Below are 22,516 nucleotides of genomic sequence, written 5' to 3' on the forward strand. Positions count from 1 at the left end.
AGGGGAGATATTTGAATTTAATTTAGAGCAAATTAGCTACAAGCAGAAGCAAGAACCTATGAAGAGCATATTGATTACCGATGCAAATATAGTAAATGAAGGACAGATAACCCGTGGAGATTTACTGGTAAAGGATGGATTAATCCATATGATCGGCGGAAATCTGGCCGGATATCCTGCAGACATACATATAGAGGCAGCGGGTAAATATTTATTCCCCGGCCTGATAGATGACCAGGTCCATTTCCGAGAGCCCGGACTTACCCATAAAGCTGATATAGAAACGGAGGCTAAAGCGGCGGTGGCCGGCGGCATAACCTCATATATGGAGATGCCGAATACCGTACCTCAGACTACCACCCTAGACCTTCTGGAACAAAAGTATGATATCGCCTCCAAAAAATCACTGGCAAATTATTCCTTCTATTTTGGGGCTACTAATGACAATTTAGAGGAAATCCTTAAGGTAGATGGGAAAAATGTGTGTGGCATTAAAGTATTCCAAGGATCTTCCACAGGAAATATGCTGGTCGATAACCCCGAGACACTGGAGAAAATATTTGAAAAGTGTAAACTGCTCATCGCTACCCATAGTGAGAATGACGATATCATCCGGAATAATTATGAAAGATATCAAAAAGAATTCGGTGAAGATATTCCAATAAAATACCACCCGCTCATCAGAACAGCAGAAGCATGCTATGACGCTTCTAAAAAAGTGGTGGATCTAGCCCGTAAACATGGCACCAAATTACACATACTGCATATCAGCACCGCAAAGGAGGTGGCGCTTTTTGATAATAACCTCCCATTGGAAAATAAAAGAATCACGGCGGAAGCCTGTATACATCACCTTTGGTTCACTGACCAAGACTATGATAGTAAGGGAACATACATAAAATGGAATCCGGCTGTAAAAACAACTGCAGACCGTGAAGAAATCATTAAAGGCGTATTAGATGGAAGAATAGATGTCATCGCCACAGACCATGCCCCGCACACCAAAGATGAAAAGGCAGGAAAATATGCTCAGGCCCCTTCTGGCGGCCCTCTTGTCCAGCACAGCCTAGTAGCAATGCTGGAACTTTACCATCAGGGAAAAATTTCTTTAGAAACCATAGTTCAGAAAATGAGCCATAACCCTGCTATATTATTTGAAATAGAAAAGCGGGGTTTTATCCGACCCGACTACTACGCGGATCTGGTACTGGTAGATCTGGACAATCCATGGAAAGTGACTCCTGACAATGTACTGTCGAAATGTGGCTGGTCCCCATTCGATGGTCAGGTATTCAAATCAAAAGTATCTCATACGATCGTATCTGGACATTTAGCGTACGAAAACGGAATTTTCCATGAGGGGACAAAAGGTAAAAGATTAAAATTTTTAAGAAATTAATTCCAAGAGATATTGCGTAGAAAAAAATTGATTCTTACATTTGCAGTCCAATCAGGGTAATAATCCTGAAAGGTAATAAACGGTGATTGTAGCTCAGCTGGTTAGAGCACTGGTTTGTGGATCCAGGGGTCGCCGGTTCGAACCCGGTCTTTCACCCTAAACCCCTTGATATTCAAGGGGTTTTTTATTTTAAACTAAACCTTATGTGTGTTTTTTTCGTTGGCATACATATTGTAACCTGTATCTATTATAAAATCTAACTGCAATGTTTACTTTATTTAAATCCTCGCCCACCTATCCACGGGTTATTCCTGTAGATTTGAATGGGGTACACTCCTACTTACAAAAATTTGAGGAGTCCTTACGCAACTTCGACGAACTGCAAAGGGAAATCAAAATTATGAGAAAATAATATGACTAGGCCATGAGATATCATGGCCTTTTATTTTTTGCGATATGTTTTTCTTTCACTTAATATGAGTATTTTTAGGCCCTACTCAAACCTTTAATAACCTATGAGCTACATCCACTTTGATAAGACTGAACTTATCAATCTAAATTATTCTTTGGAAAGGGAAATCATCCGGTCCAACAAATTAGGATGCTATACCAGTACCACCATCATCGGATGCAATACCAGAAAATACCATGGCCTTTTAGTAGCTCCACAGCCTCAGATAGATTCCCAACTCCATGTCATGCTATCCACTGTACATGAGACGATCATCCAGAGAGGATCTACATTTAATCTTGGCATAGCCAAATATCCAGGTACATATTCACCTAGAGGGCACAAATACCTAGAGGATTTCGATAGTGAACCTATACCCAAGCTTACTTTCAGAGTAGGCGGAGCACTTTTACAGAAAGAAATCATCCTTGATTCTAACAGAGACCGGGTGATGATAAGATATACCCTCCTGGAGGCGCATTCAGATACGAGAATAAGGATAAATCCTTTTTTGGCTTTCAGGCCAAACCATCAGTTGTCAAAAGCTAACCACCTGGTAAACAAAAAATACCAAAAGGTGGAAAATGGGATTTCTATCCAACTATATGATAATTACCAACCCCTGTACTTACAACTTTCCAAAGACAATGAATTTATCCCAGTTCCGGACTGGTACTATGACATAGAGTACATTAATGAAAAAGAGCGAGGCTATGATTATCATGAAGACCTATATGTCCCAGGCTATTTTGAATTTGAAATCACCAAAGAAGAACCTGTCATCTTTTCTGCAGGACTGGAAGAAGCTCAAGCTGATACCCGAAATGAATCCTTTGAAAAAGAAATTAGCAGAAGAATCCCCCGCAACAATTTTGTAAACTGCCTAAAAAATTCAGCTGGGCAATTTATAACCCATCGTAACGGGGAAACCCATGTCATGGCGGGATATCCTTGGTTTGGCTGGTGGGGTAGGGACACTTTTATAGCCCTGCCCGGTCTTACACTTACACTTGGGGATAAGGAAACATTTTTGGCCGTCATGGATACCATGTCTAACCATATGAAAGGAGGTCTTTTTCCAAATATAGGAAGCGGCGGTGCTTCCAATATGAATTCTATTGATGCCCCCTTATGGTATTTCTGGGCTTTGCAACAATACCAAACTTTCACTGGAGATACCCAGACTATTAAAGACAGGTATACTGAAATATTAAAGGAAATCATCACCAATTACCGCCAAGGTACAGCCTTCAATATAAAAATGCTGGACAATGGTCTTATCTATGGTGGAGAGGATGGAAAGGCCCTTACATGGATGGACGCTGTAACTTCAAACGGTGCGGTTACCCCTCGTATAGGATGCCCGGTGGAAGTTAATGCACTATGGTTTAATGCACTGAGTTTTTACTATACCCTTACAGGAGAAGAGGACATAAACTTACTCGCAAAAAAGGTACAGGTTTCATTTGAAAATAGCTTTTGGGATGCTAAAAAGGGTTACCTGGCTGATGTGATAGACGGACAAAACAAAGATTGGTCTATCAGACCCAACATGGTATTTGCCACCTCTCTTCCATTTAGGCCATTGACAGATCTTCAAAACGATAAAATCCTAGAAACAGTAAAATCTAAACTACTGACCGTCAGAGGGCTCCGCACACTTTCACCAGAAGACTCCAACTACTACGGTTATTACACCGGAAATCAGGATGAAAGGGACAAAGCTTACCACCAAGGCACTGTATGGCCTTGGCTGCTGGGGCATTTTGCAGAGGGGCACATGCATATCCATGGTGATAAAAGTAAGGTCCTGATAGAAAAAATGATTGCCAGCTTTGATACTGTCATGTCCCAGTACGGCATCGGAACAGTAGCTGAACTATATGACGGAGACCCTCCACACAGACCTAAGGGAGCCATTTCACAGGCTTGGAGTGTAGGGGAATTACTTAGAATGATGCATTTGATCAACCGAATTTAACCACTTTTTCATAAAATCTTTATCACTGAGATTTTATGCAACTGCTAAACAACTAATATATATAGATGAAAGTATTAATGTTTGGGTGGGAATTTCCACCCCATATTTCCGGAGGCTTGGGCACAGCATGCTATGGTCTAGTCAAGGGAATGATGCATCAAAAGACCGATGTCATTTTTGTAGTGCCCAAACTATGGGGCGATGAAGAACCACTGGCAGATTTTGTCAATGCCAGCTCAGTCACCATAGATTACACAGAAAGACGATTCAAAGAAATATGGAAAAACCTGACTTATCTGGAAGTCACTTCCTTCTTAATCCCCTATTTGGGACCGGAAGAGTATGAAAGGTTTACAGACAAGTCCCTACATGACCGCATAGATGTGGACGAAAGTGTATTTGCCAAGCAGTTTAGCTTTAGCGGTAAATACGGAAAAGACTTGATGATGGAAGTCTCCCGCTATGCCCTGGTAGCAGCCCAGATAGCAAAAGACAAATCCCATGATATCATACATGCCCATGATTGGCTGGCATTCCCCGCCGGCATAGCCGCAAAGGAGATCAGCGGCAAACCATTGGTAGTTCATGTTCATGCCACAGAATATGACCGGACAGGCAAAAATGTAAATTTACAGGTATATGAAATAGAAAGATCCGGTATGGAAGCAGCAGACCATATCATAGCGGTAAGTCAACTGACCAAAAACACGATAGTTTCCAAATACGGTATCCCTGAAGAAAAAGTAACTGTAATACATAATGCCGTTCTAGATGCAAGCATCATCCAGCATGGGGCCCGAAAAAAAGTCCCAGAAAAAATAGTCACTTTTTTGGGAAGAATCACTTATCAAAAAGGACCTGAGTATTTTATAGAAGCTGCTGCCAAAGTACTTAAAAGAGATGAAAATGTACGGTTTGTAATGGCCGGATCTGGTGACCTGCTACATAAAATGGTCAATAGGGTGGCCGAGCTTAGAATAGCTACAAAATTTCATTTTACCGGATTTCTGAAAGGAGGAGATGTGGACGAAATGTTTGCCATCAGTGATGTATATGTGATGCCTTCAGTATCTGAACCTTTTGGGATTTCACCACTAGAAGCAGTTAGGCACAATACTCCCGTGATCATATCCAAACAGTCAGGAGTGGCAGAAGTGCTTCAGAATGCCATAAAAGTAGATTTTTGGGATATTGATAGTATGGCGGATGCCATCTTTGGCTTGTTGCACTACGATGGCATATCAAGGATGTTTCGAGAAATGGGCAGCAATGAACTTAAAAAATTAAAATGGGAACAGGTGGCCCTTAAAGTCATGGATACCTATCAACACACCTTAACCAAAAACGTATGAGAACGATTTGTTTTTATTTCCAAGTCCATCAGCCTTTTCGATTAAAACCGTACCGCTTTTTTGATATAGGAGAAGACCATGACTATTATGACACTTTCTCAAATAAAAGCATCATGCGCAAAGTAGCTGAAAAATGCTACCTTCCCATGAATTCCCTCCTCCTGGAACTGGTGGAAAAATATGCAGGAAAGTTTAAGGTCAGCTTTTCGATATCCGGCACTGCTCTGGACCAGTTTGAAGCATATGCACCTGAAGTGTTGGAAAGTTTTCAAAAACTCGTCAAGACCGGCCATGTAGAGCTAATGAACGAAACATATACCCACTCGCTCTGCGGATTGAAAAGCAAGGAGGAATTCATTCGTCTCATCACCAAACATCAGGAGCGAATAAAGGAGTTATTTGATGGCTATAGCCCGAAAGTATTCAGAAACACCGAATTAATCTATTCAGATGAGATCGGAGCCACTGTGGCCCAACTTGGCTATAAAGCTATTCTTACAGAAGGTGCCAAGCATGTATTGGGCTGGAAGAGTCCCAATTTTGTTTATCTGAATGCCATAGAACCCAAACTCAAGGTCCTTCTGAAAAATTTCAGACTCAGTGATGATATTGCATTTAGGTTTTCAAACAGAAGTTGGGCCGACTGGCCAATGACCACAGAAAAATTCGTAACCTGGATCAATCAAATCCCTCAGGAAGAGGAAACATTAAATTTATTTATGGATTATGAAACCTTTGGGGAACACCAGTGGGCGGAAAGTGGCATTTTTGAATTTATGAGACACCTGCCTGATACGGTGCTGAACCATTCCAATTTCACATTTTCAACCCCCTCAGAGGTAGTAGAAAACATTCCTCCTGTCGGAAAAATACACGTACCGATTCCTATATCATGGGCAGATGAAGAACGTGACCTTACCGCATGGCTGGGCAATGACCTACAAGATGAAGCTTTTGACAGGCTTTACGAATTGGAGGAACTGGTCAAATCATCCGAAGATCCGGAAATCCAGAGAGACTGGGAATACCTGCAGACAAGTGACCACTTCTATTATATGTGTACAAAGTTTTTTGCAGATGGCGATATTCATACCTATTTCAGCCCATATGAAAACCCATATGAGGCTTTTATTAATTATATGAATGTACTTAGCGATTTCATTTTAAGGCTTAAATCCACAGCTGTAAAGAAACCAAAAACTGTCAAAAAATAAATAAAAAGCCACCCCGAAGTAAGGTGGCTTTAAATACTAGCAAATTTATTAACCTTATTACACATTCCTTTGGTGAAAGAAAACTGGATAATGGAACAGTTCCCTCATCTTACATCAAGGTAATTAATTTTTTTTTAAAGGGGATTGCATTTAGTACTCCCCTTTCATATTTTTAATAGAATTGATGACAACTACTATCAAGTATAAATAATCAGATTAAACATCAATGAAACATTATCTCAAAATCATATACTTATCTATAATTATGCTCCTCAGCATTTCTTGCCAAAGAGCTAACATAATCCAAACTAATAGTGACATCATTCGCTATGATCGGCCCGAGGCCAGTATCCTCAAAGGTGTTTATATCCCTGAAGGTAAAGCATACTACTACACCTCAGGACTGGTAGCACCTGTTAAAGATGAAAATGGAGAGCCTGGAAGCTACCAAAAGTATGGTAACATGTATGAGCAGAGTATAGGCATTCTCAATAGGATAAAGGAAACTTTGGCTGAAGCCGATTTTAAAATGAATGAGGTGTTTTTTTTAAGGGTGTATCTTGCCCCAGACAATGACGGAAAAATTGATTGGGAGGGGTGGTTTAAGGCTTATGGTGAATTCTTCAATAATGCAGACAATCCAAATAAGGTAGCCCGTTCCACCATAGCAGTCCATTCGCTGGCCAACCCAGAACTGCTCATTGAAATAGAAGCAGTAGCTGTCAGATAATGAAAGAAATACCCCTGCAATTTTTAACAAAAATTATTTCTTATGCTTCCTCTGAAGTAATAAAGCCCTTAATAAATATTAAGGGCTTTGATAAATATAATCTTAATCATTTTTCCATTTCATATGGATACTATCTACATCCGACATATGGAATTAAACCTGCACATCAGCTACATTTTTAAAATAAACCTGATTATCGGCATCCAAGTCCACTAATACGGCAGAATCATTTTTGACGTAACCTGCCAGTATCTGTTTGGAAAGCTCATTCAAAATAAGCCTTTGCATGGTCCTCTTGAGAGGCCTAGCACCATACTGAGGATCAAAACCTACTTCGCCCAAATGGTCCAGCACTTCTGCCGTAGCTTCTATTTCAATATTGGACTCTTCTAACCGCCTCTTTATTTCTTTCCACTGTATATCGACTATCTTTCTGATCACTCCCTTATTCAATGGTTCAAACATGACCAATTCATCAATCCTGTTTAGGAATTCGGGACGAACCGTTTTTTTAAGAAGATCAAATACTTCAAGCTTAGTATCTTCCATCACCTGCTCTTTGTTCCAATCCTCCATAGCAGCAAAACGTTCCTGAATCAGATGTGAACCTATATTAGTAGTCATGATGACGATCGTATTCTTAAAATTCGCCACTCTGCCTTTATTGTCGGTAAGTCTTCCGTCATCCAATACTTGTAAGAGGATATTGAACACATCAGGGTGCGCTTTTTCTATCTCGTCCAAAAGCACCACCGAATAAGGTTTTCTTCTCACCGCTTCTGTCAGCTGCCCCCCTTCATCATAACCTACATAACCTGGAGGTGCACCTACCAATCTGCTTACCGCATGTCGTTCCTGATATTCTGACATGTCTATCCTTACCATAGCATTATCATCATTGAAAAGATATTCCGCCAAGGCCTTCGCCAGTTCGGTCTTTCCCACTCCTGTCGTTCCAAGAAAGATGAAAGAACCTATCGGTTTCTTGGGATCCTGAAGCCCGGCACGGCTTCTTCTGACAGCATCCGAAAGGGCGGTAATCGCTTCTCTTTGCCCGGCCACCCGCTTGCCCAATTCATCTTCCAGATGAAGCAGCTTATCCCTTTCACTCTGGATCATCTTGGATAAGGGTATACCTGTCCATTTGGCCACTACTGCAGCGATATCTTCTGCATCCACTTCTTCTTTCAATAAAGCACTACCTTCCTGCATTTCATTCAATTGCCGTTGAAAAGAAGCTAGTTTTTCTTCAGCTTCACCCATCTTTCCATATCGGATCTCAGCTACTTTGCCATAGTCGCCGCTTCTTTCAGCCTGTTCAGCCTCTAATTTTAATTTTTCAAGGTTTTCCTTTTCGCGTCGGATACCCATGATCACGGCCTTTTCACTTTCCCACTTCGCTTTGACGCTTTGGCGCTTTTCAGAAAGCTCCGCAATCTCCTTACTCAGCACTGTCTCTTTGTCTTTATTCTTCTCTCTCCTTATGGCCTCTCTTTCTATTTCCAGCTGCATGACCCTCCGGTTCAGCTCATCCAGTTCCTGGGGCAAGGAATCTATTTCCATCCTTAGTTTGGCTGCAGCCTCATCCATAAGATCGATGGCTTTATCTGGTAAAAACCTGTCAGAAATATATCTTTGGGACAATTCTACTGCAGAAATAACCGCATCATCTTTAATCCGGACCCCATGATGGAGCTCATATTTATCTTTGATCCCTCTGAGAATGGAGATGGCATCAGCAGCATCAGGCTCATCTACGATCACAGACTGGAACCTTCTTTCAAGCGCCTTGTCTTTTTCTATGTATTTTTGATATTCCTTTAGAGTGGTCGCACCTATCGCATGCAGCTCTCCTCTGGCTAAAGCAGGCTTCAGCAGGTTGGCAGCATCCATAGCTCCTTCGCCCCCGCCGCCTGCACCTATCAAAGTGTGGATTTCATCTATAAAAAGAATGATCTCCCCTTCTGAATCCGTCACTTCTTTGATGACAGCCTTTAATCTTTCTTCAAATTCCCCTTTGTACTTTGCTCCGGCTACCAATAGGCCCATGTCTAGTGATATAAGGGTTTTTGATTTTAGGTTTTCCGGCACATCGCCACTCACTATCCTTTGTGCCAGACCTTCGACTATAGCTGTCTTTCCAACCCCTGGCTCACCCAGTAGGATAGGATTATTCTTAGTCCTCCTTGCCAAAATCTGTAGGACCCTTCTGATTTCCTCATCCCGGCCGATCACAGGATCTATTTTACCTTTTTTGGCCAAGTCATTCAGGTTTTTGGAGTACCGCTCCAAGGACCTGTATTTTGATTCTGCGTTTTGATCAGTCACTTTATTTCCTTTTCTTAATTCTTTGATAGCATTGATGAGGGCCTTCTCGGTTATACCTTGATCCTTGAGGAGCTGTGCAGTCTTTTCCGACCCATTCAGTATGCCCAGGAGCAGATGTTCGATGGCTACAAATTCATCCCCAAATGTCTTCAGATGATCCTTTGCCTTATTCAGTACCTGATTCCCGGCATTGGAAAGATAGGGCTGCTGACCACTGACTTTGGGGTAAGAACTGATAAGGTCGCTTAGATTTTGATCTATCCTACTTTTATTTACACCGAGTTTCCCAAAGATAAACTCAGTAACATTTTCATCTTCTGTAAAAATCCCTTTTAGAATATGTGCAGGCTCAATTACCTGTTGCTGCTCAGCCATGGTAAGTTCAGCAGCCTTCTGTATAGCCTCCTGGGATTTGATGGTAAATTGTTTGAAATCCATGTCCTTTTGATTTGATGGTTTTATTTAATATCTCGGTATACACACTATTTCCGATATATAGCTTTCCATCAAAATAAAATCCAAACAGGCTATTGCACGAAATTCGGAAAATATGACCTATAAAACACTCTGATTCTATATAAAAGTGACTTTTTGTCAGGATCTTCTAAGGTATGTAATAGAAAACTGTACTAGCCATTGGCCATTGCTCCGTCTACCTGATTTCGAATAGCCATCAGACTTTTTGATGCTATATACCCCTGCTTTACCGCATCCTCGGCCACCTCAAAGGTATCCTTGGCCAAAACCAACTCTACCCCTAACATCCTCATCTCTTCGGCTATGGCCACCACCTTTTTCTCCCGGGCTTCTGTACTAACATTCCGGATATATATTCTTTTCACCCTGCCGGGATAATCTTTTATTACCTGAAGATATATCTCTGGGTCCTCCTGCCCACTGTCTCCTATCAGAATGAAATCCAAATTTTGAAAAACTTCAAAAATATGTTCAATCTGAGTCAGCTTATGCAGCTTATGACTGCCAGCTATCAAATGTTCACGGGAAAGGCCTATATCCCGAAGCATTAAAGGCCCATTGGGAATCTTATGGATGGTCAGAAATTCCGATAAAAAATCATATAAATTCCACGGACTGCTGGATACGTAAAAAAAAGGATTGTCACCCTTCAGATCTCCACCCATTTTTAATGCATCATATAAAGCTGCTATCCCCGGAAAAGGCAGCCTGGACAGTGCATTGTTCAAAAAAGTAATTTTAATCATGGTCCATAATCTGGTAGCGCCTGTAGGTACTATGGTATCATCGATATCTGATACCACACCATACCGAGCATTAATTTCGGGAACGTAAACTTTACCTTCGCCCAGCACTTTACTACTTCTAGGAACTACTTCATCTATGAGCTCCAGCTGTACAGTCTGCCATACATCACTCTTACCAAATGACTGTTTGGGGCGGAGACGAAATTCAAAATAACCCTCCTCGTCTGTTGGCACCACCTGAATGTCCCCTGCAAACCGGGCTTTAACATGGGCATAAGGGATAGTCCAGGTCATAAACCTTTTGTACATCATCTTGAAATTGTGCCAACTGCTGTCAGCAGAGGTGGCTGCCCGAATTCCCCGGTCCTTCATTACCCTGCCAAGGATATACACTTCTTTGTCATTACCAAAACCTTTGTATGGCATAATCATCACTTTCTTTATAAAACCTAATTTGATTCCGACAAACAGTTTAAGCTCAGAAATCTTTCTCTTGACAAAATATGCGGTACGTAAAAAATAGCTTTTTAAAGACATAGATTAGAATTTTGGTTAAGTTAATGTTTGAAGTTTTAATTCCACTAAAAAAACTTTAAACATAATTTATATGTTCGCTTTACCACGAAGTGGAATCACATCCAAAACAAGAAAGTAACTTCTACTATCCCACGACTTATTATTACCTTTACAAAATGGATACCAGCAATAAAAAAGACATCAGAAAACTTACACTGGAGCAGTTAGAAGAATTTTTCCTTACTCAGGGAGATAAAAAATTCAGAGCAAAGCAAGTTTATGAATGGCTTTGGCAAAAATCGCTAAAGAATTTTGATGAGATGACCAATATCTCCAAAGGTACCCGTGAGATGCTAAAGGAAAATTTCACCATCAATCATGTAAAGGTAGATCTGATGCAGCATAGTTCTGATGGCACTATAAAAAATGCCGTAAAGTTATTTGATGACAAGATCGTGGAATCAGTGCTTATCCCTACCAATAAAAGAATCACGGCATGCATTTCTTCACAGGTAGGCTGCAGCCTGGACTGTAACTTTTGCGCTACTGCCAGACTTAAGCGGATGCGTAACCTTAATCCTGATGAAATATATGATCAGGTAGTAGCCATTAAAGATGAAGCAGAGACTTACTTCCATCGCCCTTTGACCAATATCGTCTTTATGGGCATGGGAGAACCACTCCTGAATTACAGCAACGTCATCTCCGCCATAGACAAAATCACTTCACCTGAAGGACTTAATATGGCCCCACGAAGGATAACATTATCTACAGTAGGCATCCCAAAGATCATAAAGAAAATGGCTGATGACGGAGTGAAATTTAACCTGGCAGTTTCACTCCACTCTGCCATCAATGAGACACGCAGCAGGCTGATGCCCATCAACGATGTCAACCCCATAGAAGATCTAGCCGAATCACTGATATACTGGTACCAAAAAACCAAAAGAAAGGTAACGTACGAATACGTGATCTGGGAGGGTATAAATGATGATGAAAAACATGCCAAAGCGCTGGCAAAATTTTGCAAACTCATTCCTTCCAAAGTCAATATCATTCAGTATAACCCAATAGACGAAGGGGAATTCAGGCAGGCTACCCAGGAAGCAGTGGACATGTATGTCAGGATTTTGGAATCACAAAATATAGTAGCAAAGGTACGCCGGTCCAGGGGGCAGGACATAGATGCTGCCTGTGGCCAACTTGCCAATAAAAACGAAGTGGATGCCATTTTAAATCCCTGAGTGACTGCCATCAGCGGCTTGAACGCACAAATTAGTCAGAAAATGGTTTAATTTTTGCGCCCAATTCTTTTTAAAAAAATATACATTAAATATGAAAAAACTATTATTTATCCTTTCATTTGTACTGATGGCTTCTTTAGCAGAAGCCCAAACCCGCGGAGAAGCCAGGCTTCAAATAGGAGGTGATTATGCATTTAATACCGAATTTTTTGGTGTTAACCTCGGTGCAGAATATTTCCTTACTGACAAGATCTCCATAGCACCAAACCATACCATATATTTCCCGGAAACAGGAAGGGCAAGCAATCTAAATATAGATGCTCGATACTATTTTACAGAAGATATTCTACAGTGGTACGGTATGGCAGGATTTACCAATAATTGGATCAACCCAGAACTGGAAGGCATCAATGCCAAAACCAGCACAGCAGGTGCCAATATTGGCGTAGGAGGTGTATTAAAGTTCGCAGACAGATTTGCTTTCAATCCTGAATTTAAATACCAAATCCAAAATCAGGGTCAATTGGTTTTCAGACTAGGCCTTGTTTATATCCTAAATTAAAATTACTTATTAAGTAAACCAACTAAATCAAAAAGCCCGACTAAATCGGGCTTTTTAATGTATATAAATGGTAAACAGGTTGTAAACTCATGAAAGCAAAGTAACGATCTGATCATCCTTCGTTTTTCGTTGATCTTTACAGATAGTTACCTTCATTATTTATTACTAAAGTCAAACAATCTTCTCTTTTCTTCCTTCGAAAGACTGTCATATCCCTTTTCAGCTATTTTATCCAATATCCTATCGATTTCTTCCTGAGAGGTGATCTCCCCTTTTTTTAAAGGCTCTGATTTATATTCATAATTCTTTTTGCGATAAGTGACTTTTACTTTAGGTTTATTAGAAAATAACCTTTCAAAAAACCTACCTACCACCTGTACAGGCACGCCCAAATCACGGCCATTACGCAACTGGACCACATAAAGAAAACCCATGGCAGCACCGCCCAAATGAGCCAGTTCACCCCCTGCATTACTGCCTGCAGAATTTGCAAAAGCCACCAAAACATAAAATATGGCTATATATTTAATTTTGACCGGACCTAATAGGAGCAGTCTGAAAGTGGTATTCGGGGTAAGGGTGGCTGCGGCTACTACTATCGAATATACGCCGGCACTGGCCCCCAGCATCAGTGACCGGTCTACCACATCACTGAAAAGGGGAGCTAAATTATAGATCACCATATAAAAAAGGCCGCCCGCCAAACCGCCTAATATATATAAATTGGCAAGTTTTCTACTACCCAGGTATTCATTTACCAACAGGCCAAACCAATAAAGAAACAGAAGGTTAAAAAGGATGTGAAAAAACCTGTCATGCGCAAACATGTAAGTAAAAATAGTCCAGGGCTGAGTAATAAAATAAGACGGAGAAGCAGGCATCATCAGATATGACCTCATGGCATAATAGATATCCCCTGCTCCGCTTAAGCTGAGAAACACCCAAGCCACCAGCAATACTGCGTAAACTATTAAGTTTATGGCAAGTATTTTATACAAGCTATTTCCCTGCTGGGTAAAAGCATTTTTAATTTGGTCCCAAAATCCTGTGTACATAAATTTTTTTAATAAAAACTATTTCTGCTTCGTTTCCAATAAGTGATAAGTATAAACCCTATTACCAAACCACTTAAATGTGCAAAATGCGCTACATTATCAGTAGGGTTGTTTACTAAAATATTATATACGGTATATAGCCCATAAAAGAGTACCAAATATTTTGCTTTGACCGGCATGGGGGGGAAAAGCAAAAATAATTGGGTATTGGGAAAGAGCATACCAAAGGCAATCAAAACGCCAAACAATGCCCCGGATGCACCTACCATAGGAATATTGGCCACATTATTCCTCACCCTTAAAAGCGTATTTTTGGCTGAATTTATATATCGTTCATTTTCGGGATTCCGGCTATATTCATCTATAAAATCATATATTCCTGGATTGAACATATGCCTGTTTTTAGATACGAATCTACTGAATTCATCTGGGGTAGGATCTTCATAATACTGTTCTACCTGGGTATCCAGCTGATGCATTCTATAATAGGTATACCCTGAATATAGTATGCCCGAGCCTATACCACAAACCAGCCAGAGTACCAAAAGTTTTTTGCCGCCCAAAAATTGCTCTAATAGTGGACCGAAAATAAACAGACCCAACATATTACTGAAAAGGTGCCAAAAATCCGCATGCATGAACATATAGGTCAAAAACTGGAAAGGTTCAAACCTATCGCTATGGATATAGTAAAGTGCAAACCAGCTCTTCAGCTGTGGCAGTGCAAAAGAAGTGATGACAAAAATACCAATAGTGATCAATAAGAGATTCTTAACTACTGGTGTAAGTGATCTGAACATATAATTTTATCTAAAGAAAAAGCTGTTTAATTTATTTAAATCCAATTTGATAAAGGTTTTGTTCCCTGAAAGCCCATAATTCGGGTTTTGGCAGGCAAATAATTGACCTACCAAAGTTACCATTTCCTGAGCATTTAACTTACTCCCTTTCTTTAAAGCTGATTTTTTAGCCAAAGACCGGGCAAGGTTTTCTTTATTATCAATCGAAAGCTCTGATTTGAAATGCTTAAACTGTTCTAGAAGGCCTTCAAATAATGCCTTCTCGTTATTGATATAAATATCTGCAGGCATACCATTGATCACAATCGTATTGGCCCCAAATTCTGAGATGACAAATCCAAGGCTATTGAGCTCTCCCTGCAGATCCATTACCAGTGCAAAATCTGCTGGACTTAAAGAAAGACTCTGTGGGAACAGACACTGCTGAGATGCTCCCAATGTATTCTGAAGCTGGCGCAGATACCGTTCGTACAATATACGCTCGTGAGTGGCTTGCTGATCTAGAATTAATAGACCAGAAGCCATTTGTGCCACGATATACGTCAGTTCTATCTGAAACGTTGCACCTGTATCATCCTTCGCCGGTATCTGCTCCTTGGCGGCAGTAAGTTCAGCCTCATTGTTAACTTTACTGGAAAAGGTCATCATTTCTTCCTCTGAATCCTCCTGCTTCCACGCCTTTCTGGATGAATCAATAGTAGATTCTATAGCATTCTGTTCAAACATTCTTTCCCACCCACTTACATCCTGTTTTCTAAAAGTAGGGGTTGAAAATTTTTTATAGGAGTTTTCCTGGCTGACTTCAGTTTTTGAAGATTCATCATTTTTCCAAGTTTCCGTAAAATTCACATCTAATGAGAAATCAAGTGTAGGAACTACATTATGGGCACCCAATGCTTGCTTGACAGCAGACCTTACCACTGCATAAATCGTCCTTTCATCATCAAATTTTATTTCAGTTTTGGTAGGATGGACATTTATGTCAATATGGCTAGGGTCAATATCCAAAAACAAGGCATAAAATGGATAGTTATCTGACGGCATGAGCCCTTCATAGGCATTGGAAACCGCATGGTTGAGGTAATTACTTTTGATATACCGGTTATTGACAAAGAAAAACTGTTCACCTCTGGATTTTCGCGCCTGTTCGGGTTTGCCTACGTATCCACGGATGGATACATGTGGGGTTTCTTCTTTACAGGCCACCAGCTGTCCTTGATAGTTTTTACCAAACATCGCTACTATACGCTGGCTGAGTTTGCCAGGGGCCAATTTGAACAGCTCCATGTCATTCTGCAGAAGTGAAAAAGAAATATCCGGATAGGAAAGAGCTACCCTTTGAAATTCTTCCACTATATGTTTCATTTCCACCGGATTGGATTTCAGGAAATTTCTTCGGGCTGGGACGTTGTAAAAAAGATTTTTGACCGCTATGGAGGTACCCGCACCACAGGCTACCATCTCCTGCTTTTTGACTTCTGACCCTTCTATGCAGATCAAAGTCCCCAGTTCGGCATCATGGGGCCGGGTTTTCATTTCCACCTGTGCTACCGCACCTATAGATGCCATAGCTTCGCCGCGAAAACCAAAAGTTTTAATAGCAAATAAATCTTGAGATGTCCTGATCTTAGAAGTAGCATGCCGCTCAAAACTCATCCGTGCATCTGTAGATGACATCCCTTTGCCGTCATCAATTACCTGCAGTAGTGTTTTGCCTGCATCTTTGATCAATACCTGTATTTGGGAAGCACCTGCATCTACCGCATTCTCCATCATTTCTTTCAGCGCAGAAGCAGGCCTTTGAACTACTTCCCCAGCAGCGATTTGATTGGCTATTGCATCAGGAAGCAGTTGTATGATATCACTCATTTTTTTATCCTATCCTTTAACCTGTAGAATAACACCAATAATGCCACTCCACCTGCTAAATACAGGATCAGATATAAGGCAGCATTACCATAATAGATGTACCCAAAGGTTCCTAAAATCAAAATTACAAAAATTATTAACCTCACCAACCCCGCGCTGGAGAAACCACCCGTACTACTTTGCCGTATCTGTCCTTGGGAAAAAGCACCCCGAAGAGATGATCCGTACCTTTGGCCTAAATTGACATTACCATATTCATCGGGATGCAAGATGCCTTTGGCCTCCAGCTCTCTCTTTACATTAGCTGTACGATGGTCGATATCTTCTTTGACTTTATCATAGTACCTAGGCTTGATATCAAAGCGGGTAGGCGTGGCTGTTCTAAATATAGATGGAAGTTTCATGCGGCTATTAGATTCAATTGTACTGACGATACGTTACTCTATATAAACTTACATCACTTTATCACATTCGAATAGGTACGAAGTGTGGATTTATGTAAGTTTGAATTATATTTAATAAAGAGTAGTATACAAAGTTATTTTAAATTTTAAGCAATAAAAATTTAACGTTTACATGCAAAGAAAAGTTTGGCAAGCCTTGCTTGTGATTTCAATGATTTCACTTACAGTACTGGCTGAAAGAAAAGATCCTAAAGATAGGGACCCTTTGGCTACAAGGGATACCCGTAACCAGGACAGATGGGTGGATAGTGTCTTTAATAGCATGAGTTTCCAGGATAGACTAGGCCAACTATTTATGGTAGCAGCCTATTCAAACAAAGATCAAAAACACAAAGATGAAATCGCTAAATTAATAAGAGAACAGAAACTGGGAGGATTGATTTTCTTCCAGGGTGGACCGGTAAGGCAGGCCCATCTTACTAACTATTACCAATCTATATCCAGTACGCCGCTCTACATAGCCATGGATGCAGAATGGGGCATCAGTATGAGGCTGGATTCCGTACTCCAGTTTCCAAAACAGATGACTTTAGGAGCCATCCAGGATGATAGACTGATATATAATATGGGGGCCGAAATCGCCCGCCAATTTAAAGAGCTGGGAATGCATATTAACTTTGCCCCCGTGGTAGATGTCAATTCCAATCCACAAAACCCGGTAATCGGTTATAGGGCATTTGGGGAACAAAAAGAACTTGTAACACGTAAATCTCTGGCTTATATGAAAGGCCTACAGGAAAATGGTATAATGGCTAACGCCAAACATTTCCCCGGTCATGGAGATACAGAATCAGACTCCCACTATTCTCTGCCGGTAATCAGGCACTCTGAGGACAGAATCAAAAACATTGACCTCTACCCCTATAAGGAGCTTATAGACAACAACCTGATGAGTGTGATGGTGGCACATTTACATGTCCCCAGCCTGGACAAAGAACCCAATAAAGCAACTACCCTATCCAAATATGTAGTATCGGACCTTCTAAAAAAACAAATGAATTTTAATGGGCTGATCTTCACCGATGCACTTAACATGAAAGGGGTAAGCCAGTATCATAAACCAGGCGAAGTCGACCTTTTGGCACTGATGGCTGGAAACGATATACTGTTATATTCAGAAGATGTCCCTAAAGCAAAAGCTTTGATCATACAGGCAGTGGCAGACGGCAAGATTTCCCAACAGGAAATAGACCAAAGAATCAGAAAAGTGCTAAGGGCTAAATATTGGAGTGGACTGCATGCATACAAACCTATTAATACAAATAAACTTGTAGAAAGAATCAGTACTTTCGAAACCAAAAACAATATAGAACAATTGTATGCCAGTTCTATAAGTGTGGTAGCTAACAAAAATAACTTCCTCCCTTTAAAAAATCTAGATCTCTTAAATATGGCCTCCATTACAATCGGCGGCAATGAGGGCAAAGAATTTAAAAGACAGCTAAGCAAATACGGAAATGTCAGTCATTTTACTTTAGGTAAAAACCCTACTGCTGCGAATTATAAAACACTCGAGGACAAACTCTCCACCTACAATACGATCATAGTCGCTATAACCGGTATGACCAATAGTCCTAAAAGAAATTTTGGATTGGCAGACAGCGATATCAATTTTGTAAAAAGCCTCAGTGAAAGGTATAATGTGATCACCGTCATGTTTGGAAACAGCTATGGGGTCAAATTTCTGGAAGACCTTCCCCATGTACTGGTAGCTTATGAAGAAAACGACTTTACCGAAAAGCTAGCCCCACAGGTAATATTTGGAGCCAGATCAGCCACTGGAAGATTACCTGTGACGGCCAGTAAAAACATGTCTGCAGGTAGTGGTTTAAAAACAGATAAATTGGGACGAATAGCCTATAGTAGCCCAGAATTACAAGGGCTGAACAGTCGCACCCTGATGGAGATAGACCAAAAAATGGATGATGCCATCCGCAAAAAAGCAACTCCAGGTGGGGTGATACTGGTGGCAAAAGACGGTCATGTTATTTTTGAAAAAGCATATGGCTATCTAGATTATGACCGGAAAGTCCCTACATCTACAGAAACTGTTTATGACCTAGCTTCTATAACCAAAGTTATGGCGACCACACAGGCAGCTATGTTCCTAGAGAGCCAACAGTTACTGGATATGAATGCGCCTATTTCACAGTACCTTCCTGATCTAAAGGACACCAATAAGGGAAAACTTAAAATCAAAGAAATCATGTCGCATGAAGCTGGATTGCAAGCTTATATTCCCTTTCATACTAAAACTATGTCCGGGGGACAATGGAAAAACGAATATTACAGCAGCCACGAAACTGCAGGATATAACATACAGCTGGCCGAAAGGATGTTTGCCATCAACTCCCTTCCGGACAGCTTATGGAAATGGTCTGTCAACTCAGATATGAAAAAACTACCTGCAGGCAAAACCCGGCATGAATACACCTATTCAGATATAGGCATGTATCTCATGCAAAAAGTGGTTGAAAGATTGTTAAATCAGCCTTTAAATGATTTCATGGAACATAATTTCTATGAACCACTCGGTCTCCATAGCCTCACTTATCTACCTCAGACCAAAATAAACAGCAGCAATATAGCCCCCACAGAGGATGACCGGACTTTCAGAAAAACTGTCGTCCGAGGATTCGTTCATGATCAGGGCGCAGCCATGTACGGAGGCGTGGCTGGCCATGCAGGCCTATTTGGCACAGCCAACGATCTGGCTGTGATGATGCAGATGATGCTCCAGGGCGGTAAATATGGAGACGTGTTCCTACTGAATAATAAAACCATACAACAGTTTACTAAAAGACAATCTGACCAAAGCCGACGAGGATGGGGATGGGACAAACCAGAACCTGAGTTTAACAGAGGAGGAGGAGCCGGAAAACTGGCACCTAAATCTACATTTGGCCATACAGGATTTACAGGTACAGCCGTATGGGCCGATCCTGAAAACCAACTTATCTATGTGTTTCTTTCCAATAGGGTTTATCCAGACGCCACAAATAATTTACTACTGAAAGAAGGGTACCGCACAGATATACATGACATCATATATAGGTCATTTCTCACCCCTATTAAAAATATAACAGCTAATAAATGAACAAAAAAGTAATACTTCCGTGTTGATTGGTAATTATTATTTGAAGCCTATTAAAATCACCAGTTAACTTTGATGAATTATTAGGAGTATACGTATAGCAATAAAACTTTTATAGAACATGAAAATTGGAATTGTCTGTTATCCTACTTTTGGTGGCAGTGGCGTAGTGGCTACAGAGTTAGGCATAGCTTTAGCCAAAAAAGGTCATGAAATTCACTTTATTACTTACAGACAACCTACACGCCTTGACTTCTTCAGTGCCAACCTATTTTACCATGAGGTGGATATAAAGAGTTATCCGCTTTTTGAGCATGCTCCATATGAACTTGCACTGGCCAGTAAAATGGTCAACGTGGTAAAATATGAGAAATTGGATTTATTACATGTGCATTACGCCATACCTCATGCATCCGCTGCATATATGGCAAAACAGATACTTAAAAGCCAGGGCCTTCAGATCCCGGTAGTCACCACACTGCATGGAACAGATATTACATTGGTAGGTAAAGATGTGTCCTACGAACCTGTGGTCACATTTAGTATAAATCAGTCAGATGGTGTGACTGCCGTATCCGAAGACCTAAGAAAAGCTACCTACGACCATTTCGAAATCACAAAAGATATAGAGGTGATTCCCAATTTCATAGATCTGGATCGATTCAAGAAACAAAAGAAAGAACATTTTAAGCTGGCGATCTGTCCTCATGGGGAAAGTCTGATCGTACACACTTCTAATTTTAGAAAAGTAAAACGTGTAGAAGATGTGATCCAAGTATTTTACGAAGTAAGGAAAAAAATACCGGTCAAGCTCCTCCTAGTCGGAGATGGCCCTGAGAGGGATAAGATGGAAAGGCTATGCAGGGAACTTGGCACTTGTGATGACGTACGGTTCTTAGGCAAACTTGAAGCCGTAGAAGAAGTTCTATCGGTGGCTGACTTGTTTTTAATCCCTTCTGAAAAAGAAAGTTTTGGCTTGGCAGCGCTGGAAGCCATGGCATGTGAAGTACCTGTACTATCCTCGGATGCAGGTGGTATACCCGAACTAAATCTTGATGGGGTTACGGGGTTTGTATGCAAAATTGGAGATATCGAGATGATGACCAAGAGGGCATTGGAGATACTTTCTCCAGAAAACCTACCGGGATTCAAACAAAGGGCGCTGGAAAGAGCCAAACAGTTTGATGTATCCATTATCTTACCTATATATGAATCATTTTATAAAAAAACAGTTGAATCAACTTATTTAGTTCACTGACAATTTGTTGAGAAAAATCAGAAATTAAAATGATAGATGGGGGAATTATTTTCTCTTGCTATATGTAATTTTAAAAAAAAATATCATCAAACTTTTGCCTTACATAAAAATAATGGATTTTATTGATCATTTAATGTACATGTTATGAGAAAAATTGGAAGACTGGATAGACCTGATAACAATGGCTCTGTAAGAATGTTTGAAAATCCGGTATTGGAAAGAATGTCTCGCACACATATAAGCATTCCGATTACGATGTTTATGGTAATAGGCTCTATATCTCTGTACTATGCTATAGTCAGTACAAATATAGGCTTGGGATTAGGCTTGGCCATATCAGCATTGGGGTTACTGGCCTTTACCCTTGTAGAATACATGATGCATAAGTATCTCTTCCACATGGAACCGGACACTGCTATAAAAGACAAAATACAGTACTCTACCCACGGCGTACACCATGATTATCCCAAAGACAAGGACCGACTGGCCATGCCTCCTTTTATCAGTGCGTTATATGCACTGATATTTTATGTAGTATTTACACTCATAATGGGAGATTATGCGATGTATTTCTTACCTGGATTTCTGATCGGATACTCCCTTTATCTAGGTGTACACTATGTCGTTCATGCTTATCAGCCACCAAAGAATTTTCTTAAGGTACTGTGGGTAAACCATGCTATCCACCATTACAAAGATCCAGATGTCGCTTTTGGCGTGAGCTCTCCCCTATGGGACCTACTGTTGGGAACTATGCCGAAAAGAGAAAAATAAATGTAAAGCCTTCCTTAATAAGAAGGCTTTTTTTGTTCTTTATAAAGCTACGGACAGTTTATCCACTTATCTTTATGTATAATATGGTGCATTGATTTCCGTGCTTTTTATTCTGCCTGTCTGATAATAATACCTCTAGTCCAATATCACTTGTTATGCCCTATACATTTCAAAAGTCCATTCGTTTAAAGCATAGTCAGTG

Annotated in this window: 16 protein-coding genes and 1 tRNA gene; 11 read left to right on the forward strand and 6 right to left on the reverse strand. The window is 40.5% G+C overall.

The features are described from left to right. Positions 1-58: 58 nt before the first annotated feature. The 6 genes from EL17_RS15335 (at position 59) to EL17_RS15360 (ending at position 7,127) form a co-directional block, all read left to right on the forward strand. A complete protein-coding gene (locus EL17_RS15335) occupies positions 59-1,399 on the forward strand; it encodes a dihydroorotase (protein ID WP_035075939.1) in 1,341 nt (446 codons plus the stop codon). Between the two features lie 81 nt (positions 1,400-1,480). After that, a tRNA-His gene (locus tag EL17_RS15340) sits at positions 1,481-1,556 on the forward strand. Between the two features lie 358 nt (positions 1,557-1,914). Continuing rightward, entirely contained in the window at positions 1,915-3,831 is a 1,917-nt protein-coding gene (locus tag EL17_RS15345; RefSeq protein WP_035075941.1) for an amylo-alpha-1,6-glucosidase, read from the forward strand. Positions 3,832-3,896: 65 nt separating this feature from the next. After that, a complete protein-coding gene (locus EL17_RS15350) occupies positions 3,897-5,183 on the forward strand; it encodes a glycosyltransferase family 4 protein (protein WP_035075944.1) in 1,287 nt (428 codons plus the stop codon). Beyond that, entirely contained in the window at positions 5,180-6,397 is a 1,218-nt protein-coding gene (locus EL17_RS15355; RefSeq protein ID WP_035075947.1) for a glycoside hydrolase family 57 protein, read from the forward strand. The genes EL17_RS15350 and EL17_RS15355 overlap by 4 nt, the downstream gene beginning before the upstream one ends. 265 nt (positions 6,398-6,662) lie before the next feature. Further along, positions 6,663-7,127, forward strand: coding sequence for a RidA family protein (locus EL17_RS15360; protein ID WP_240486003.1), 465 nt, complete (start codon positions 6,663-6,665; stop codon positions 7,125-7,127). 153 nt (positions 7,128-7,280) lie between these two features. On the opposite strand, the gene clpB is transcribed toward EL17_RS15360, so the two are convergent. After that, on the reverse strand, positions 7,281-9,893 hold the full coding sequence (gene clpB, locus EL17_RS15370) for an ATP-dependent chaperone ClpB (RefSeq protein ID WP_035075956.1): 2,613 nt from the start codon (positions 9,891-9,893) through the stop codon (positions 7,281-7,283). Positions 9,894-10,084: 191 nt separating this feature from the next. Next, entirely contained in the window at positions 10,085-11,215 is a 1,131-nt protein-coding gene (locus EL17_RS15375) for an App1 family protein (RefSeq protein WP_035075959.1), read from the reverse strand. Positions 11,216-11,370: 155 nt separating this feature from the next. On the opposite strand from EL17_RS15375, the gene rlmN reads away from it, so the two are divergent. Further along, complete coding sequence (rlmN, locus tag EL17_RS15380; protein ID WP_035075970.1) at positions 11,371-12,438, forward strand: 23S rRNA (adenine(2503)-C(2))-methyltransferase RlmN; 1,068 nt, start codon at positions 11,371-11,373, stop codon at positions 12,436-12,438. 91 nt (positions 12,439-12,529) lie between these two features. Beyond that, positions 12,530-13,000, forward strand: coding sequence for a porin family protein (locus tag EL17_RS15385; protein WP_035075972.1), 471 nt, complete (start codon positions 12,530-12,532; stop codon positions 12,998-13,000). A gap of 155 nt (positions 13,001-13,155) precedes the next feature. Here the strand turns inward: EL17_RS15385 and EL17_RS15390 are convergent, their stop codons facing one another. Genes EL17_RS15390 through EL17_RS15405 form a run of 4 tightly spaced genes read right to left on the reverse strand, consistent with a single transcriptional unit; the run spans position 13,156 to position 17,128 of the window. Further along, positions 13,156-14,055 carry a rhomboid family protein gene (locus EL17_RS15390; protein ID WP_035075974.1) on the reverse strand — a complete coding sequence of 300 codons (900 nt, stop codon included), beginning with the start codon at positions 14,053-14,055 and terminating at the stop codon, positions 13,156-13,158. 8 nt (positions 14,056-14,063) lie between these two features. Continuing rightward, on the reverse strand, positions 14,064-14,855 hold the full coding sequence (locus EL17_RS15395) for a rhomboid family intramembrane serine protease (RefSeq protein ID WP_035075976.1): 792 nt from the start codon (positions 14,853-14,855) through the stop codon (positions 14,064-14,066). A gap of 6 nt (positions 14,856-14,861) precedes the next feature. Continuing rightward, positions 14,862-16,724: a DNA mismatch repair endonuclease MutL gene (gene mutL, locus EL17_RS15400; RefSeq protein ID WP_035075979.1), complete on the reverse strand. Its 1,863-nt coding sequence runs from the start codon at positions 16,722-16,724 to the stop codon at positions 14,862-14,864. Beyond that, complete coding sequence (locus EL17_RS15405) at positions 16,721-17,128, reverse strand: hypothetical protein (RefSeq protein ID WP_035075981.1); 408 nt, start codon at positions 17,126-17,128, stop codon at positions 16,721-16,723. The genes mutL and EL17_RS15405 overlap by 4 nt, the downstream gene beginning before the upstream one ends. A 172-nt stretch (positions 17,129-17,300) precedes the next feature. Here EL17_RS15405 and EL17_RS15410 point away from each other — a divergent pair, with 172 nt between their 5' ends. The 3 genes from EL17_RS15410 (at position 17,301) to EL17_RS15420 (ending at position 22,314) form a co-directional block, all read left to right on the forward strand. Next, positions 17,301-20,285 carry a glycoside hydrolase family 3 N-terminal domain-containing protein gene (locus tag EL17_RS15410; RefSeq protein WP_035075982.1) on the forward strand — a complete coding sequence of 995 codons (2,985 nt, stop codon included), beginning with the start codon at positions 17,301-17,303 and terminating at the stop codon, positions 20,283-20,285. A 118-nt stretch (positions 20,286-20,403) separates the two neighbouring features. After that, complete coding sequence (gene bshA / locus EL17_RS15415) at positions 20,404-21,540, forward strand: N-acetyl-alpha-D-glucosaminyl L-malate synthase BshA (RefSeq protein ID WP_035075984.1); 1,137 nt, start codon at positions 20,404-20,406, stop codon at positions 21,538-21,540. Positions 21,541-21,684: 144 nt separating this feature from the next. Beyond that, positions 21,685-22,314, forward strand: a complete 630-nt coding sequence (locus EL17_RS15420) for a sterol desaturase family protein (RefSeq protein WP_035075987.1) — start codon at positions 21,685-21,687, stop codon at positions 22,312-22,314. The last annotated feature ends 202 nt before the right edge of the window (positions 22,315-22,516 follow it).

Origin of the sequence: Anditalea andensis (assembly GCF_000714815.1) — a bacterium.
Classification (GTDB): domain Bacteria; phylum Bacteroidota; class Bacteroidia; order Cytophagales; family Cyclobacteriaceae; genus Anditalea; species Anditalea andensis.

What these genes read in the sequence shown, in the direction of transcription:
- EL17_RS15335 (WP_035075939.1), top strand. Translation starts at nt 59, where the DNA reads ATGAAGAGCATATTGATTACCGATGCAAATATAGTAAATGAAGGACAG.
- EL17_RS15345 (WP_035075941.1), top strand. Translation starts at nt 1,915, where the DNA reads ATGAGCTACATCCACTTTGATAAGACTGAACTTATCAATCTAAATTAT.
- EL17_RS15350 (WP_035075944.1), top strand. Translation starts at nt 3,897, where the DNA reads ATGAAAGTATTAATGTTTGGGTGGGAATTTCCACCCCATATTTCCGGA.
- EL17_RS15355 (WP_035075947.1), top strand. Translation starts at nt 5,180, where the DNA reads ATGAGAACGATTTGTTTTTATTTCCAAGTCCATCAGCCTTTTCGATTA.
- EL17_RS15360 (WP_240486003.1), top strand. Translation starts at nt 6,663, where the DNA reads ATGCTCCTCAGCATTTCTTGCCAAAGAGCTAACATAATCCAAACTAAT.
- clpB (WP_035075956.1), bottom strand. Translation starts at nt 9,893, where the DNA reads ATGGATTTCAAACAATTTACCATCAAATCCCAGGAGGCTATACAGAAG.
- EL17_RS15375 (WP_035075959.1), bottom strand. Translation starts at nt 11,215, where the DNA reads ATGTCTTTAAAAAGCTATTTTTTACGTACCGCATATTTTGTCAAGAGA.
- rlmN (WP_035075970.1), top strand. Translation starts at nt 11,371, where the DNA reads ATGGATACCAGCAATAAAAAAGACATCAGAAAACTTACACTGGAGCAG.
- EL17_RS15385 (WP_035075972.1), top strand. Translation starts at nt 12,530, where the DNA reads ATGAAAAAACTATTATTTATCCTTTCATTTGTACTGATGGCTTCTTTA.
- EL17_RS15390 (WP_035075974.1), bottom strand. Translation starts at nt 14,055, where the DNA reads ATGTACACAGGATTTTGGGACCAAATTAAAAATGCTTTTACCCAGCAG.
- EL17_RS15395 (WP_035075976.1), bottom strand. Translation starts at nt 14,855, where the DNA reads ATGTTCAGATCACTTACACCAGTAGTTAAGAATCTCTTATTGATCACT.
- mutL (WP_035075979.1), bottom strand. Translation starts at nt 16,724, where the DNA reads ATGAGTGATATCATACAACTGCTTCCTGATGCAATAGCCAATCAAATC.
- EL17_RS15405 (WP_035075981.1), bottom strand. Translation starts at nt 17,128, where the DNA reads ATGAAACTTCCATCTATATTTAGAACAGCCACGCCTACCCGCTTTGAT.
- EL17_RS15410 (WP_035075982.1), top strand. Translation starts at nt 17,301, where the DNA reads ATGCAAAGAAAAGTTTGGCAAGCCTTGCTTGTGATTTCAATGATTTCA.
- bshA (WP_035075984.1), top strand. Translation starts at nt 20,404, where the DNA reads ATGAAAATTGGAATTGTCTGTTATCCTACTTTTGGTGGCAGTGGCGTA.
- EL17_RS15420 (WP_035075987.1), top strand. Translation starts at nt 21,685, where the DNA reads ATGAGAAAAATTGGAAGACTGGATAGACCTGATAACAATGGCTCTGTA.